The sequence below is a fragment of the Mesorhizobium sp. M7A.F.Ca.AU.001.01.1.1 genome, assembly GCF_004022735.1.
GTDB classification, from domain to species: domain Bacteria; phylum Pseudomonadota; class Alphaproteobacteria; order Rhizobiales; family Rhizobiaceae; genus Mesorhizobium; species Mesorhizobium ciceri.
Window position 1 is genome coordinate 1 of sequence record NZ_RZPF01000047.1, and the last position, 15,201, is coordinate 15,201.

The following is a 15,201-nucleotide window of genomic DNA, read 5'->3' on the forward strand; positions in this document are numbered from 1 at the left end:
GCACCACGCCGGCATCGCCGCCTGGAAGCTGCAGCGAATTGCCCTGGATCAGCGTGTCATACTGCTCCCACACCCAGCGGCGCGAAGACAGGTCGGGACCGCCGAGCAGCTTCAGGAGCGCGTCTGCAACATCGGCTTGCGGAACATCATTGGCGGCCAGCGGCGCCGGCTTCTTCGGTTCGATCCACGGCCGGTCATATTCCGGAGCCTTGTCGCCAAGATCCTTGATCGGCAGGTTGGCAACCTCGTCGCCCTGGTGCAGCACGCGGAAGCGCAGATCGTCGGTGGTCTTGCCGACGATGGCGAAGTCGAGCCCCCATTTGTGGAAGATCGCCTCGGCTTCCTTTTCCTTTTCCGGACGCAGCACCATCAGCATGCGCTCCTGGCTTTCCGAAAGCATCATTTCGTAGGCGCTCATGCGCTCTTCGCGCACCGGCACCTTGTCGAGATCGAGCTCGATGCCGAGGTCGCCCTTGGCGCCCATTTCGACCGCCGAGCAGGTGAGGCCGGCCGCACCCATGTCCTGGATGGCGATGACGGCGCCCGAGGCCATCAGTTCGAGGCTGGCTTCCAGCAGGCACTTTTCGGTGAAGGGATCGCCGACCTGCACTGTCGGACGCTTCTCATCGATCTTGTCGTCGAATTCGGCCGAAGCCATGGTGGCGCCGCCGACGCCGTCGCGGCCGGTCTTGGCGCCGAGATAGACGACCGGCAGGCCGACTCCCTTGGCTTCGGACAGGAAGATCGCATCGGTCTTGGCAAGGCCCGCTGCAAAGGCGTTGACCAGGATGTTGCCATTGTAGCGGGCATCGAAATTGACCTCGCCGCCGACCGTCGGCACGCCGAACGCGTTGCCATAGCCGCCGACGCCGGAAACCACGCCTGAAACGAGGTGCCTGGTCTTGGGATGGTCGGGCGCACCAAAACGCAGCGCATTCATCGCCGCGATCGGCCGCGCGCCCATGGTGAAGACGTCGCGCAATATGCCGCCGACGCCGGTCGCCGCACCCTGGTAGGGCTCGATGTAGGATGGGTGGTTGTGACTCTCCATCTTGAAGACGACGCAGTCGCCATCGCCGATGTCGACCACGCCAGCATTCTCGCCCGGCCCCTGGATGACCTGAGGTCCGGTGGTCGGCAGCGTGCGCAGCCATTTCTTCGAGGATTTGTAGGAGCAGTGCTCATTCCACATCGCCGAGAAGATGCCGAGTTCGGTGAAGCTCGGCTCGCGCCCGACGAGGTCGAGAATGCGCTGGTACTCGTCGGGCTTGAGCCCGTGTGAGGCAATGAGCTCGGGGGTGATCGGCACGGAATTGGAAATGGTCATGGGCGGCGATTTTTATCCGGGACGTTGGGATTTTGAGTCCCGTCTTATCGCAAGCCTTGCGGCCGATACACCCATGGATTGACGAAAAACGACGGAAAACCGGACAAAGCCACGCAGTGTCAGGAGAAGCTGTCGTAGCCGGCGCGGCCTTCATCGAGAAGTCGCCGGATCACCGCAACGCCTTCAGCGATATCCCCGCGCTGTCTCGGCTGCGAAACGCCGAAGCGGACGCCATGGAAAACCTGCTCGGAACGGCCGGCCTTGAATTCGTCCTCGTCGTCGATCAGCACGCCGTGCTCCAGGCAAGCGTTCTTGAAGGTGCCGGAAAGCCAGGGGTCGGGCAGGGTCAGCCAGACAAAGGGCACCCTGTCATGCGACTTGAAGGCGAAGCCGGCCAAAGTCTCGCGTACGATGGCGATGCGGGCGCTGATTTCGGCGATGCTGCGCTTTCGTATCTCATCCGCCTGACCGGACAGCACCAGCCTTGTATTCACCTCCGCCAGCAGGAAGGGCATGCCGCCGGTCATCATCTTGTGGGCGACGCGGATGCGGTGGCGGTAGGCGGGCGGGCAGGAAAGCCAGCCGCCGCGCACACCGGCTGCGACCGACTTCGACAGGCCGCCCGCGACAATGGTCCTCTCAGGAGCATATTCGGCCAGCAACGGCGTCGGATCATCGGTCAGATTGCCATAGAGGTCGTCCTCGATGAGGACGACATTGTATTCGCGTGCGACATGGGCGATCGCTTCGCGGCGCGCCGCCGACAAGGTGGCCAGCGTCGGATTCTGCGCCGTCGGCATCAGGAAGATCATCTTGGGATGCTTTTGCGCGCAGACGCGCTCGAAATCCTGCGGATCGATGCCTTCATCGTCCGATGCCACCAACGCGGTGCGCCTGCCGATCAAGCCGGCACTGCGGGAAACCTGCGAGTAGGTGAGGTGCTCGAAGGCAACATAGTCGCCAGGCATGGTGAGCGCCGCGATCGCCGCCATCACCGCCGCATGGGTGCCGAGCGTGGGAACGATGGTGTCGGCATCCGGGCGAAAGGAATTGCGCGCCAACCAGCGGGCGCCGGCTTCGTACCATCGTTCGGGGAAATCCCTGGTGTAGCTCGAAATCTCATGCGGATGGTCTTGCGCCGTGCGCGACAGGACACCGGCGACAATGTCGCCCTGGCCGATATCAGGTGCTGCGGTGCTGTCGAAACGCAGCTTGCCTTTAGGCGCATCGATATAGCGCGTGCCTTCGCCGCCGACGTCCGGAGCCGGAAAATCCGGCTTCGCGCGCTGGCCGAGCACATAGGTTCCACGCCCGACCTCGCCGCTCACCAGCCCACGCTCGCGCAGCAATTGATAGGCCCGGCCGACCGTGCCGACGGTGGTGCCGATGTCGTAGGCGAGGTCGCGCTGCGGCGGCAACTTTGCGCCGGCATCGATCACGCCCCGATCGATGTCCGTCTCGATGGAATCCGCCAGCCGCTGATACAGCGGGCCGGAGCCGGCAGTGAGATCTGGAAGCCAATTTGTCATGGTGACAATTTTCTATATTGCACCGATAGATGAGTCAATACATATCAATCGCGTGCCAAAAGGGTACAATTTAGGACTTTGGCAGAAAGAAAATGAATACAATCGTGACAATACGTCATTCGAGCGCTGCATTATCGGCCCAATCGACACGCCCGTCGGCTCAGCGCGGCTTTGTCAGCCGCCTTGTGCGCGTGCTGAGGTCGCTGGCAAGATGGATCGACAACCTGCTGGATCGCCGCCGCAGCCGGTTGGCTCTGCTGGAGATGACCGACGACCAGCTCAAGGATATCGGCGTCACGCGCTGCGACGCCCACCGCGAGGGCATCAGGCCGTTCTGGGACTGACCGTGATCCCAAAAGTGGGAACCGGTTTGGGAAAGATGATGGTCCCGGGAAATCCGGACAGAAGGTCCGCACAGTTCTAACGGACCCTCGACGCCCTGGTGCGTGCAACGGCATGGTCCGCAAGGACGGCGACCACGCACAGCACGAGGAAAAGTCCGGTGATGGCTGCAGCTGAGATGACGACGCTGGTCGCGCCGTTCTTGGCGATGTTCAGGAAAGGGTAGGGCACCTCGCCGGCAAGCGGCGCCCGCACCAGCGCATAGACCAGATAAGCGATGGGATAGATCACCCACCACGAAATGTCGCTCCAGCGTGTCCGGCCGTCGGCGCCCGATATCAGCCACCACAGCACGAACAGCACCGGCGTGACGTAGTGCAGGAGAACATCGCAGAGCAGGAACAGTCCCTGCGGCTGCCAGAGTCGTGCCAGAACCGTTGCGTAGATGATGAAGACCAGTGCGATCGAAACCGCAACGCCGGTGCGCATCCGCGCCCCTGCAAAGGCCGGCAGCCAGGCATAGAAGGTGGGTGACAGCAGCGACGTGTACACCAGCACCGCGCCGATGTTGGTCAGGATGGTGAAGAAGCTGAAGACGAAAATGACGGAGCCAAGCAGGCTGCGGCCTGCTTCCATCGATGCAGGAATGCTGATGCAGAACTGCAGGATGAGCCCGGCCAGACCGATGACCAGCCCCACAATCTGCAGGAACCGGCCCATGGGCTAGGCCGTCGCGGCGCAGGCCGGATTGCCGGCCTGCCAGCGGGAAATGTCGGAGCCGATGCGGGCGCCGAGCGGATCGTTCATCAGCGGTCCGAAGACGTCGACACGGCTAGAATTGCCTTGCGCCTGCACGACCAGCAAAGGTTTGCCGCCATAGTGCTTGGCCGGAACCAGCAGGAAACGCGGCGTGCCGCTGAACGAATTCAGCTCATTGGCCATCTGATACGGTTTGAAGGCCGGGTCCTTGCTGGCGATCCAGCATTTGTGGGCGGCGATCGCCACTTGTTCCATGGCCAGCAGCGCTGCACTTTTGCCCGAGGGAACAGGCGTGCTCTTTGGCGTCGACTGGCAGGATGCCAGCACAAAGCCCGTCGCGGCGACCAGCGCGATCGTCCTCGACTTGATCAAGCGGCACCCATCTCAAGCTCGGACAGGAAGATTTTCAAGCCGTCGGTCATCTCGCCCCACACACGCGACAATGCCGGGTGTTGCGAGGCGATCTGCTGGTAGGCGTCGAATTTGGGATAGGCGTCGAGCAGGTCGTGGCGTCCTGTCATGGCGCGGAAATTGTTGAAGATGAACCGCGTCGGCGTCAGCCAGGCATCGGCGAAGCTGATGTCGTCGCCGAGTGCGAAGGGCCCTTGCGCCATACGGGCCTCGATTGCCGCCAGTCCATGATGCAGGCGGGCGAACTGAGCGTCGATCTCGGCATTGTTGCGCTTCGGCACGGAATGAAGCTCGAAAAGCTTCATCAACGGGGTCAGCACATCGAGATCGGTGATGCGGGCGAACATGCGCACCAGCGCACGGTCCTTGGAATCGGGGGGCAGCAGCGCCGGTTCTGGAAACCGTTCCTCGAGATATTCGGCGATGACCACCGATTCGACGATCGTCTCGCCCGAGCCGGTGATCAGCACCGGAATCCGGTTCATCGGCGAGATGGCGCGAAACTCTTCCGGGATGGGAAAACCGGGCGGCGGCGCGATGATCTTGAGTGGCACGTCCTTGATGTAGGCCAATGCCCGCACGATCGACGAGTAGGGCGACAACGGCCGCGAATAGAGTTTCATGACCGTCTCTCTCCCCAATGAACCAGACTTGCTCCAAAGAGACAGGAATGTCCGGCTGTTTTCAAGCTGTTCGCTTCGATATCGTCAGGCAGCGATGCCGAGGGCGCTCTCGAACAGTCCGCGGCCGTCGGTACCGCCATGAGCTGCTTCGATCAGGTTTTCCGGATGCGGCATCAGCCCGAGCACATTGCCTTGGCTGTTGACGATGCCGGCAATGTCGTTGATCGAGCCGTTGGGGTTGGTGCCCTCGGCATAGCGGAACACCACCTGGCCTTCGCCTTCGAGACGGGCAAGCGTGTCGGCGTCGGCGAAATAATTGCCGTCATGATGCGCGACCGGCGAGCGGATGATCTGGCCCGGCTGATAGCGGCGGGTGAACATGGTGTTGGCATTGGTGATCTCGAGCTTCACCTGCCGGCAGACGAATTTCAGCGAGGTGTTGCGCATCAAGGCGCCCGGCAACAAGCCGGCCTCGACCAGGATCTGGAAACCGTTGCAGACGCCGATGACCGTCACGCCCGCGGCCGCTTTTTCGGCCACTGCCCGCATGACCGGCATGCGCGCGGCGATCGCGCCACAGCGCAGATAGTCGCCGAAGGAAAAACCGCCCGGAATGGCGATCAGATCGACATCGGGGATTTCGGTGTCGGTTTGCCAGACGGTGACCGGCGGTGTTCCCGAAATCTTGGTCAGCGCCGCGATCATGTCGCGGTCGCGATTGAGGCCAGGCAGGAGGACGACGGCGGATTTCATTTTCTTAGTGATTCCCAAACTCGTCTAGGGCGAACCCATATTCGATTGCTGAGTAAATTTCGAGCAGGTACTGCTCTGCAATGTCTTCAACAACCACATATTTCACGCTGAGTGTCTTCAATCGCTCGATCTCTGCCCGAAAAACTTCAACGAAAGCCGGGTCTTTTTGAAGGTCTTTCCTGCCGGAACCTTTGCGATATGTGGGCTTTAGCCCTAGCTTTTGACGAGCGCGTTTGAAGGCATACGCAGCAGAACCATGATCTTGCCGGAGATGGTTCTTTAATCGCTGTGAGAGATTGTTCGTACGCCCGATTCTTTCGGGAGTGCCATCCTCCAAGAATAAATACACACCCGGCTCTGGTGGAAATTTATCCAGAAAGCCACGGGCTATTGCATCGTCGAGTCGGTGGAATAGCTCCACAACGTTGCTTGCATGTTTTGCAAAGACTGAGTTCAATCAGCCTATCTCCACCGCGTAATTCTCAATCACCGTATTCGCCAGCAGCTTGTCGCACATGGCCTTGAGGTCGGCTTCGGCCTTGGCCTTGTCGCTTTCCGCCAGCTCGACGTCGAACACCTTGCCCTGCCGCACCGTGCCGACGCCGCCGAAGCCCAGGCCGGACAATGCGTGTTCGATCGCCTTGCCCTGCGGGTCGAGCACGCCGTTCTTGAGGGTGACGGTAATGCGGGCCTTGATCACGCTGGACATGCTCCTGTTCTGATTATCGGGTCGCAAACCGCGATCAGTGCGGCTTGCCTTTGAGGCCGTCGGTCGAGGCGACGAGCACCGGGCCGGTCGGGCGCGGCGGCTCGTTCTCGTTCATGATGCCGAGGCGGCGGGCAACTTCCTGGTAGGCCTCGACGAGGCCGCCCATGTCGCGGCGGAAACGGTCCTTGTCGAGCTTGTCCTGCGTCGCCACGTCCCACAGGCGGCAGGAGTCCGGCGAGATCTCGTCGGCGACGACGATGCGCATCATGTCGCCTTCGAACAGGCGGCCGCATTCGATCTTGAAGTCGACGAGCTGGATGCCGACGCCCATGAACAGGCCGGAGAGGAAGTCGTTGACGCGGATCGCCAGCGCCATGACGTCGTCGATCTCCTGCGGGCTCGCCCAGCCGAACGCGGTGATGTGCTCTTCCGACACCATCGGGTCGTCGAGCGCGTCGGCCTTGTAATAGAATTCGATGATCGAGCGCGGCAGAACGGTGCCTTCCTCGATGCCGAGCCGCTTGGACAGCGAACCGGCGGCGACATTGCGCACCACCACTTCGAGCGGAATGATCTCGACTTCCTTGATCAGCTGCTCGCGCATGTTCAGACGGCGGATGAAATGGGTCGGAATGCCCATGCGGTTCAAATGGTTGAAAATATACTCGGAAATGCGGTTGTTGAGGACGCCCTTGCCGTCGATGACCTCGTGCTTCTTCTTGTTGAACGCGGTTGCATCATCCTTGAAGAACTGGATAAGCGTGCCCGGTTCGGGTCCCTCATAGAGTATCTTGGCCTTGCCTTCATAAATGCGGCGGCGATTTTTCATCTGATTTTTCTCTGGGGTTCCGGACAGGCGGTATCAGACCATTTCCTGTCCGTCTGCCTGAAATAGTGCGGCTACGGTAGGGTTCAATGCCGGGTCTATCCCAATCACATCGTTTGCTCAATCGGCAAATCCTTCCAATCAACCGCTTTCGGGACTGAAATGCCGCAGCGCAGCATGCGATGAAGCATATTGACCGGCCCGCGACCTTTTGGTTTGTGCTTTGACAACGCACATATTCACCGCCAACGAATCGAATTTGACCCGGAGGGACGCCATGAGCAGCATGAAAGACCGTGAAGAGGGCTTTGAGCGTAAATTCGCATTCGACGAGGAGCTTCGGTTCAAGGCCTCGGCGCGCCGCAACAAGGCGCTCGGCCTGTGGGCCGCCGAAAAGCTCGGAAAGTCCGGCGCCGATGCCGACGCCTATGCCAAGGAAGTGGTTATCTCCGACATCGAGGAGGCCGGCGACCACGACGTGTTCCGCAAGATCCGCGGGGATTTCGACGCGGCCGGCGTCGAGCAGTCGGACCACCAGATCCGCCGCACCATGGACGAACTGATGGCGCAGGCGATCGAGCAGATCAAGAACACCTGATCCGGGCCATGCGCTGATCCCGCGGCCATACGCTGGACCAATCGACCGCCCGGCCTATCCGGGCGGTTTTTCTTTGCCTTTGCCGCCGTTTCCGGCTGAAACTGCGGTCGCTAACAAGGAAAGAGTTCATGTCCCTGAAGTCCCGCCTCGCGGCCGATGAAACGTTGTTCACCGCATGGTCCGGTGTGCCGGATGCCTTGACGGTCGAGATCGTCGCCAAGCAGGGTTTCGATGCCGTCACGCTCGACATGCAGCATGGCGGCCATCACGAAGACAGCGTGCTGCGTGGCCTGGTGCCGGTGCTCGCTACCGGCAAGCCGGCGCTGGTGCGAATTCCCGTTGGCCGTTTCGACATGGCAAGCCGCGCGCTCGATTTCGGCGCCGAGGCGGTCATCGCGCCGATGGTGAACTCGGTTGCCGACGCAAAACTGTTCGCCGCCGCCATGAAATACCCGCCGGTCGGCGAGCGCTCCTGGGGCCCGACCTACGCTTTTCCCCGCCACGGCCAAGGCGACCAGGCCGACTGGCTGCGCGACACCAACCAGCGCACCATGGCCTTCGCCATGGTCGAGACGCGTGCAGCCCTCGATGCGCTCGATGGCATCCTCGACACGCCCGGCATCGACGGCATCTTCCTGGGCCCGTCGGATTTCTCGATCGCCTGGAGCAATGGCGCCACGGTCAATTCGACGCTGGAAAGCATGATGGAGACGGTGGCGTCGGTGGCCGAGCGCACCCGCAAGGCCGGCAAACATGCGGCGATCTACGTTGTCGAGCCGGCAATTGCCGGCCGGGTCGTGTCGATGGGCTATCGCCTGCTGGCCATGGGCTCGGAGCATGCGCTGATTTCACTGGGCGCAAAGACCCTGCTCAAGGGCATCAAGGATTCGATCGGATCCTGAACCCGAACCGGACGCACTGCCGTCACAGCGCCGGGCGGTTAGGCGCTCGACGCCGCAGGCGCCGCGGCGATAGGTCCGCCGCGCCTGAACCTGTTGAACAGGGCGCCGACCATCTGGACCCACCAGTTGTTGAAGGTCATGAGCGGCAACGCCGCGAGGATCGAACCCAGTATGGCGGCGGCGGCGCCGAGTGCGGTGGAACCGCTTGTCAACAAAACCCATGACCCCAATGAGCAGATAACGGGTACATGCACGAGGTAGAGTGGGAAGGACAGCTCGCCCAGAAAACGTGCCACCTTACCCGAGAACCATGATAAAGGCTCATCCACACTCAGCACCGCGTAGACCAACATGACGCTTGCCGGGATGGCCACGCAGGCTTGCCGCAGGCCCACATCGGAAGCCACGTCAAGCACGGCGAACGGGCGATATATGCCCACGGCACTCCCCGCATAACCCAGCAGCGCCAGGGAAACCATCACCATGGCGCCTCTCACCCACCGATTCGGGCGAAAATCCATGGCGAGAAGCGGATAGAGCAAGAGGCTGGCCGGAAAGGCACAAAGAAAGTAACTGACTTGCAGCGCCAGGAACACGACTGCTGCTATGCAGACCCAGAACGATAACGTCCAGCGGCCTTGAAGGAAAAAGACGATCGGGGCGAGGGCGAAGGTCAGCATGCTCCCCCAGAACTCGACCGTCATGGTCCACAGACTGCTGTCATAATAGTTGTCGCCGTAGATGAACGTCCGCCACGCCCCTTGCAGAAACGCGTCGGCGAAACTCGCAGTCTCCGGCGATAGCACCTTTGAAGCATTGCCGAAACTTCTCAGCCAGTCGGATTGGGTGACGGCGGCCGCATCCTTGATGAAATACAGGTCGAGCTTGAAGATGATGCAGGATGCCAGCGTCGTAACGAGTACCGGGCCGGCCAGGCGTGGCAGGCGCTTGATCGCACCCAACCGCAGATCTTGTGCCTTGCTGGTCTGAAAATAACGCTTCACGAGCACGTAGGAAGACAGGACGAAAAACAGGTAGACGGCGGAGCCGCCATTGAACGCGACGAAAGCCAGGCTTGTTTTGAGCGATTGCCCGGCCAAGTCTCCCTCGCCTTCCATCAATGGCGCAAAAGCACCCAAACAATGCCCATTCAGAACTACGAGCGCGGCGACACCTCTTAACAATTCGAGTGAAGCATCCTTGGCCAAGTATGGGCTTTCTTTGAATAATTGCTATTTAGTACGCGCGAATATAATCGTTCGGCGAACAGAGTTCGCCGTTGCTGGAGAGATTATCGCGATCTGCATTAAATTATTGTTCACGCAAGCCGGATGGCCTGCCGAGCAGCTTCGTGTTCAGGCTTTGACCGTATATATTACAGGTCCGTCAGGAACTTGGCGAAGGTCATGGAGCCTTCGGGCCAAGGGCCGAATCCTGAATCCTCGCTGAGATGCCCGGTCTCGCCGGCGTCGATGAACAGCGAGCCCCAGGCCCCGGCAATGTCCTCGGCGACATCGAAGGCGCAGAACGGGTCGTTGCGGCTGGCGATCACGATCGAAGGAAAAGGCAGCGGTTCGCGCGGGTAGGGGCCGAAGGTCATCAGGTGCCTTGGCTTGATCTTTGGATTGGCGACATCGGGCGGCGCCACGAAAAAGGCCCCGGCGACCGGCTTGCGGAATTGCGGAATGGCTTGCACTGCGGTGGCGACGCCAAGTGAGTGCGCGACCAGGACGACCGGCCGCTCGGCCTCGTTGACCGCCTTGGCGACGCTCGCCGTCCAGTCCTCGCGCACCGGCTTCGACCACTCCGCCTGTTCGACGCGGCGCGCCGTCGACAGCTTCGACTGCCAGCGGCTCTGCCAATGGTCGGGGCCGGAATTGGTGTAGCCCGGCACGATGAGAATATCTGCGTCTCTGACCTTCATGGCGCTGAGATAGCGAGCGGCATCGCTTCGTGCAACCGGCAGAAACGCCACGTTTGATCACAATAGTGAACACCATGTTCGCTTCTTCGCGTCTTGTGTGAACGATGCGGATGGACGATCTGTGGTCAGGAAAAGAAACAGCCGTGCGCGGGAACCCTGACTTTGGAACTGACACGACGTACAATGATCGGCGGAGTGGGGTTTCTCGCTTTGGGAGCTTCATCGCAGGCCGGTCGAACGGAGCATTTGATGAGCGAGTTGCCTTTTGCCGCCACCACCCCGGTCAGCGTTGCCCGCGTCGGGCTGAAGGCGCGCGACGCGGAAAGCCTTGCCGCATATTATCGCAGCATCGTCGGTCTGCAGGAACTGAGCCGCGCCGATGGGGCGATCACGCTGGGCGCCGCCAACCGTCCGTTGCTGGTCATCGAGGCCGATCCTTCGGCCAAGCCGGATGATCCTCGCAGCGCAGGCCTGTTCCATACGGCCTTCCTGCTGCCCAGCCGTGCCGATCTCGGCCGCTGGATCAACCACGCCATATCAAACAAGATCGCCATCGAGGGCGCTTCCGACCATCTGGTCAGCGAAGCACTGTACCTGACCGATCCCGAAGGCAATGGCATCGAGATCTATGCCGACCGCCGTCCGCAGGACTGGAAGTGGAATGGCGACAAGGTGGCGATGGCGACCGAGCGGATGAACATTCCGTCCGTCGTTGCCGAAGTGCCTGCGGGTGACGCCGGCTGGCAGGGCGCGCCGGAAAACAGCGTCGTCGGCCATGTCCACCTGCGCGTCGGCAGGCCGGAAGACGCCGAAGCCTGGTGGAACCAGGAATTCGGCTTCGACACGGTGGCCAAATATGGCGGCCAGGCGGTGTTCCTGTCGTCAGGCGGCTATCACCACCACATCGGCGCCAACGCCTGGCAGAGTTCGGGCGCCGGCCGCCGCGATCCCAGCCGGTCGGGTCTGGCCTGGGTGGAGATGCGTTCGGACAATGTGACCAGCCCGGTGACCCGCGAAGATCCATGGGGCACGGTGATCAGGACTGTTCCCGGCAAGGCTTGATTTGAGGGCTGCGCCAAGCTGGAGCACCCCTCAACCGTCGCGGCGTTGCGCGCCGATCCACCTTCTCCCACAGGGGAGAAGGTGAAGCCTGCCGCTCGCGGCCAGCGACGGTATAGCGCTTTGCCTCAGGCTTTGCCAAACACCCGCTTGAAGATCGTGTCGACGTGCTTGGTGTGATAGCCCAGGTCGAATTTCTCGCGGATTTCGGCCTCGGGCAGGGCAGCGGTCACTTCCTTGTCGGCCAGTAATTCTTCAAGAAAATCAGCGCCTTGCTCCCACACCCTCATGGCGTTGCGCTGGACCAGACGGTAGGAGTCTTCGCGAGACAACCCAGCCTGCGTCAGCGCCAGCATGACACGCTGCGAATGCACGAGGCCGCGGAACTTGTTCATGTTCTTCAGCATGTTGTCGGGATAGACGAGCAGCTTGTCGATGACGCCGGTCAGCCGCGACAGTGCGAAATCGAGCGTCACGGTGGCGTCAGGGCCGATCATGCGCTCGACCGAGGAGTGGGAAATGTCGCGCTCGTGCCAGAGCGCCACATTCTCCATCGCCGGCATCGCCATGGAGCGAACCATGCGGGCAAGGCCGGTGAGGTTTTCGGTCAGCACAGGGTTGCGCTTGTGCGGCATGGCCGACGAGCCCTTTTGGCCCGGCGAAAAATACTCTTCCGCTTCGAGCACTTCGGTGCGCTGCAAATGCCTTATCTCGATCGACAGCCGCTCGACCGACGAGGCGATGACGCCGAGCGTGGCGAAGAACATCGCGTGGCGATCACGCGGGATTACTTGTGTCGACACCGGCTCGGGCTTCAGGCCGAGCTTAGCCGCCACATGCTCCTCGACATAGGGGTCGATGTTGGCGAAGGTGCCGACCGCCCCGGAGATCGCACAGGTGGCGATATCCTCACGCGCGTACACCAACCGCTCGCGGCAGCGCGAGAACTCGGCATAGGCCTGCGCCAGCTTGACGCCGAAGGTCGTCGGCTCGGCATGGATGCCGTGGCTGCGGCCAATGGTGACGGTGTTCTTGTGCTCGAAGGCGCGGCGCTTGAGCGCTGCAAGCAGACCATCGATATCGGCGAGCAGGATGTCGCTGGCGCGGGTCAGCTGTACGGCGAAGCAGGTGTCGAGAACGTCGGACGAGGTCATGCCCTGGTGGATGAAGCGGGCGTCCGGCCCGACGAATTCGGCAAGATGGGTCAGGAAGGCGATGACGTCATGCTTGGTGACGCGTTCGATCTCGTCGATCGCCTCGACGTCGAATTTTGCGGCACTGCCCTTTTCCCAGATGGTTTTTGCCGCTTCCCTGGGGATGACGCCGAGTTCGGCCAGCGCATCGCAGGCATAGGCTTCGATCTCGAACCAGATGCGGAACCGGGTTTCTGGCGACCAGATGGCGACCATTTCCGGCCGGGAATAGCGAGGGATCATCGGTCAGTCCTGACATATCGAGAAGTTTGCCCGCGTCCTAACAGAGGCGAGCAAAATGCTCAACGCCGCTGGCGCGCAAACCAGACGCCCGCGGCAAACAGAGCGATGAAACCAACTGGAAAATAGAGCCGGATGCCCAGCACCACGAATTGATAGAGCGCAATCAACGTCGTGAAGACGAACTGGAGGACCCAGGTGCGGGTGAAAGCAGGCGCATGCCACTCGGCGTAGTAGGAGCGGTACTGCAGGGCAAACAGCCCGCCGGTCAGGCCGATCGTCGCCGCTGCTAGGCACACGAAGGCCGCGGCGAAAGCGACTTCCCAGCGTCTTCCCTGCGAGACCAGCCGCGCCGCGAACAGGCCGATCGGGAAGGCCAGCGCAGCTCCCGCCGCAAACAGCATGGTGACAATGCGGATTTTCGCCGGCGTCTCCCAGTCGCCCAAAAACAAGGTGAGGAGCGCGCTGGCGCCCATTGTCACAGCCCACAACAAGGCGCCGACAAGTGCTGTGCGCGGCGTCGGTATCGCGCGGCGAAGGCGGTTCAGCGCACGATCGCGCGCGGCGGGTTGAGCAGGGGGTGTCACAGGCGGCCGGTCACCGCGATCCAGCGAAAGTCCGGGCCTTCAAAGCCGTATTGGCGCACCGCGATCAGCACGGCATAGGCGCTGAGGCTGTCCATGGAAAAGGTCTGCACGGCGCCGATGCGATAGCCGTTCGGGCAACCCCGGCTTTTCGGTATCGCCTTGTCCTCGTGCAGCAGCTTGGTCGTGCCGCCATCCTGCGCCTCGATGCGCAGCAGCCGGAAGCCGTTGATTTCGCCCTGGCTCTCGCAGCCATCGGCGTTGTTCATGCCCAACTCGTCGAGCCGGAACTCGAGCGGTGGGTCGACCGGAGTGAAGATCGGGCGCGGATTGACCGCCATCCGGTGCGGATCCGCCGAAAGCTCGGTCACCGGGTTGAAACCCGCGGTGATGCCGCGGTTGGCGTCCAACTCGGCCTGGCTGACAATGGATTCGCCTTTTTGCCGGGCCTGAAGGCGCACCGCATCCAGTTTGGCATTCTCGTCCTCAAGCCGGACCCGGATCGGCGTGCCCTTCAGAAAGCTGTCGGTGCTGGTGTCGATGTAGTAGCGGTTGGCATAGGGAAAGCCCGATCCATCCTGCACGCCATATTCCTCGAAAGCGAAGACGCTGCCGTCCTTGGTGAAGCCGAGGATCTCAAGTTCAGCGACATCGCCGGCATGAGCCGCGATCGAGGTCGCAAGCTGTGCAAGCAGGCCAACGGCAAACAGAAAGAGCATTCGCATCGGTCTTCACCCCCGTGATCGTTTCAATCCCCTAGCACGACGGAATCAAAACGTCGTGCGGTGCGAAAGCCGATGCATCCAATCGGCCCGTCATTTGTTATTGTCGGCAGTCCCAATGGAGAACCACCATGACCGACACCAGCAAAATTCGTGAGCATATGGAAGTCGTCGGCGCCGATGGCGTGCATGTCGGCACTGTCGACAAGGTCGATGGCCAGCGCATCAAGCTAACCAAGGCCGATAGCGGCGAGGGCGCCCACAAGGGCCATCACCACTACATTCCCCTGAGCCTGATTGCCGAAGTCGACGGCAAGAAGGTCTGGCTGTCGGCGAATTCTGATGTCGCGGTGACGTTCGAGGAAGAAAAGTCCGATCCGGTCTGATTGATCGCTTCACTTCATGCGTGACGACCAGACCGGAAACAGATCGTTTTCGGCAGGTGTCGCGGCATAGACGCCTCGGCTGATGGCGCGCGCCATGGTGGCGCCGGCGGCGGCGTAGAGATCGATTGCTGCATCGGCGGAGAGTTCGATACCGCTCGTGCCGGTCGCCAGCGCGAACACAAGGTCGCCATCGGCCGGCGTGTGCGTCGGCCAGATGGCGCGCACGAATCCATCATGCGCCGACATCGCCAGGCGCTTGGCGGCAGCCTTTGTGAGCACCGCATCGGTGGCAATGACGGCGATGGTGGTGTTGC

At 61.6% G+C, this 15,201-nt stretch carries 20 protein-coding genes; 5 read left to right on the plus strand and 15 right to left on the minus strand.

From position 1 onward, the window contains the following. Both purL and EN884_RS05055 read right to left on the minus strand, forming a co-directional pair. Positions 1-1,327 (minus strand): phosphoribosylformylglycinamidine synthase subunit PurL (gene purL, locus EN884_RS05050; protein WP_128360489.1); only part of this gene is annotated, 1,327 nt, incomplete at its 3' end. A gap of 119 nt (positions 1,328-1,446) precedes the next feature. After that, positions 1,447-2,856 (minus strand): PLP-dependent aminotransferase family protein, encoded by a 1,410-nt coding sequence (locus tag EN884_RS05055; RefSeq protein WP_013532134.1) that lies wholly within the window; start codon positions 2,854-2,856, stop codon positions 1,447-1,449. Positions 2,857-2,948: 92 nt separating this feature from the next. Here EN884_RS05055 and EN884_RS05060 point away from each other — a divergent pair, with 92 nt between their 5' ends. Then, positions 2,949-3,200 (plus strand): DUF1127 domain-containing protein, encoded by a 252-nt coding sequence (locus tag EN884_RS05060; RefSeq protein ID WP_063167819.1) that lies wholly within the window; start codon positions 2,949-2,951, stop codon positions 3,198-3,200. A gap of 76 nt (positions 3,201-3,276) precedes the next feature. Here the strand turns inward: EN884_RS05060 and EN884_RS05065 are convergent, their stop codons facing one another. The 7 genes from EN884_RS05065 to purC form a co-directional block, all read right to left on the minus strand. Beyond that, a complete protein-coding gene (locus EN884_RS05065; RefSeq protein ID WP_013532132.1) occupies positions 3,277-3,918 on the minus strand; it encodes a Pr6Pr family membrane protein in 642 nt (213 codons plus the stop codon). 3 nt (positions 3,919-3,921) lie between these two features. Then, positions 3,922-4,329 carry a hypothetical protein gene (locus EN884_RS05070; protein WP_063167820.1) on the minus strand — a complete coding sequence of 136 codons (408 nt, stop codon included), beginning with the start codon at positions 4,327-4,329 and terminating at the stop codon, positions 3,922-3,924. Then, on the minus strand, positions 4,326-4,991 hold the full coding sequence (locus EN884_RS05075) for a glutathione S-transferase family protein (RefSeq protein ID WP_013532130.1): 666 nt from the start codon (positions 4,989-4,991) through the stop codon (positions 4,326-4,328). The genes EN884_RS05070 and EN884_RS05075 overlap by 4 nt, the downstream gene beginning before the upstream one ends. 84 nt (positions 4,992-5,075) lie before the next feature. Next, complete coding sequence (gene purQ, locus EN884_RS05080; RefSeq protein WP_024504558.1) at positions 5,076-5,744, minus strand: phosphoribosylformylglycinamidine synthase subunit PurQ; 669 nt, start codon at positions 5,742-5,744, stop codon at positions 5,076-5,078. A gap of 4 nt (positions 5,745-5,748) precedes the next feature. Continuing rightward, positions 5,749-6,201, minus strand: a complete 453-nt coding sequence (locus EN884_RS05085) for a hypothetical protein (RefSeq protein WP_063167821.1) — start codon at positions 6,199-6,201, stop codon at positions 5,749-5,751. Further along, complete coding sequence (gene purS / locus EN884_RS05090) at positions 6,202-6,444, minus strand: phosphoribosylformylglycinamidine synthase subunit PurS (protein WP_063170213.1); 243 nt, start codon at positions 6,442-6,444, stop codon at positions 6,202-6,204. Between the two features lie 43 nt (positions 6,445-6,487). Further along, a complete protein-coding gene (purC, locus tag EN884_RS05095; protein WP_013532127.1) occupies positions 6,488-7,282 on the minus strand; it encodes a phosphoribosylaminoimidazolesuccinocarboxamide synthase in 795 nt (264 codons plus the stop codon). 274 nt (positions 7,283-7,556) lie between these two features. Between purC and EN884_RS05100 the strand changes: the two genes are divergently transcribed. After that, positions 7,557-7,877 carry a DUF1476 domain-containing protein gene (locus tag EN884_RS05100; protein ID WP_013532126.1) on the plus strand — a complete coding sequence of 107 codons (321 nt, stop codon included), beginning with the start codon at positions 7,557-7,559 and terminating at the stop codon, positions 7,875-7,877. 128 nt (positions 7,878-8,005) lie between these two features. Next, positions 8,006-8,779, plus strand: a complete 774-nt coding sequence (locus tag EN884_RS05105) for an HpcH/HpaI aldolase/citrate lyase family protein (protein ID WP_013532125.1) — start codon at positions 8,006-8,008, stop codon at positions 8,777-8,779. Positions 8,780-8,817: 38 nt separating this feature from the next. Here the strand turns inward: EN884_RS05105 and EN884_RS05110 are convergent, their stop codons facing one another. Both EN884_RS05110 and EN884_RS05115 read right to left on the minus strand, forming a co-directional pair. Further along, complete coding sequence (locus EN884_RS05110) at positions 8,818-9,987, minus strand: acyltransferase (protein WP_063167822.1); 1,170 nt, start codon at positions 9,985-9,987, stop codon at positions 8,818-8,820. Positions 9,988-10,154: 167 nt separating this feature from the next. After that, positions 10,155-10,703 (minus strand): alpha/beta hydrolase, encoded by a 549-nt coding sequence (locus EN884_RS05115; RefSeq protein WP_063170214.1) that lies wholly within the window; start codon positions 10,701-10,703, stop codon positions 10,155-10,157. A 249-nt stretch (positions 10,704-10,952) separates the two neighbouring features. Between EN884_RS05115 and EN884_RS05120 the strand changes: the two genes are divergently transcribed. Then, positions 10,953-11,765: a VOC family protein gene (locus EN884_RS05120; RefSeq protein WP_013532122.1), complete on the plus strand. Its 813-nt coding sequence runs from the start codon at positions 10,953-10,955 to the stop codon at positions 11,763-11,765. A 125-nt stretch (positions 11,766-11,890) separates the two neighbouring features. Here the strand turns inward: EN884_RS05120 and purB are convergent, their stop codons facing one another. The 3 genes from purB to EN884_RS05135 all read right to left on the minus strand — a co-directional run bounded on the left by purB (position 11,891) and on the right by EN884_RS05135 (position 14,504). After that, positions 11,891-13,198: an adenylosuccinate lyase gene (purB, locus tag EN884_RS05125; protein WP_063167823.1), complete on the minus strand. Its 1,308-nt coding sequence runs from the start codon at positions 13,196-13,198 to the stop codon at positions 11,891-11,893. A 59-nt stretch (positions 13,199-13,257) separates the two neighbouring features. Further along, entirely contained in the window at positions 13,258-13,671 is a 414-nt protein-coding gene (locus EN884_RS05130; protein ID WP_082826442.1) for a hypothetical protein, read from the minus strand. Between the two features lie 107 nt (positions 13,672-13,778). Next, complete coding sequence (locus EN884_RS05135; RefSeq protein WP_013532119.1) at positions 13,779-14,504, minus strand: DUF2259 domain-containing protein; 726 nt, start codon at positions 14,502-14,504, stop codon at positions 13,779-13,781. Positions 14,505-14,632: 128 nt separating this feature from the next. Between EN884_RS05135 and EN884_RS05140 the strand changes: the two genes are divergently transcribed. Next, a complete protein-coding gene (locus EN884_RS05140) occupies positions 14,633-14,887 on the plus strand; it encodes a DUF2171 domain-containing protein (RefSeq protein WP_013532118.1) in 255 nt (84 codons plus the stop codon). A 9-nt stretch (positions 14,888-14,896) separates the two neighbouring features. Here the strand turns inward: EN884_RS05140 and EN884_RS05145 are convergent. Then, positions 14,897-15,201 (minus strand): P1 family peptidase (locus EN884_RS05145; RefSeq protein ID WP_206617558.1); only part of this gene is annotated, 305 nt, incomplete at its 5' end.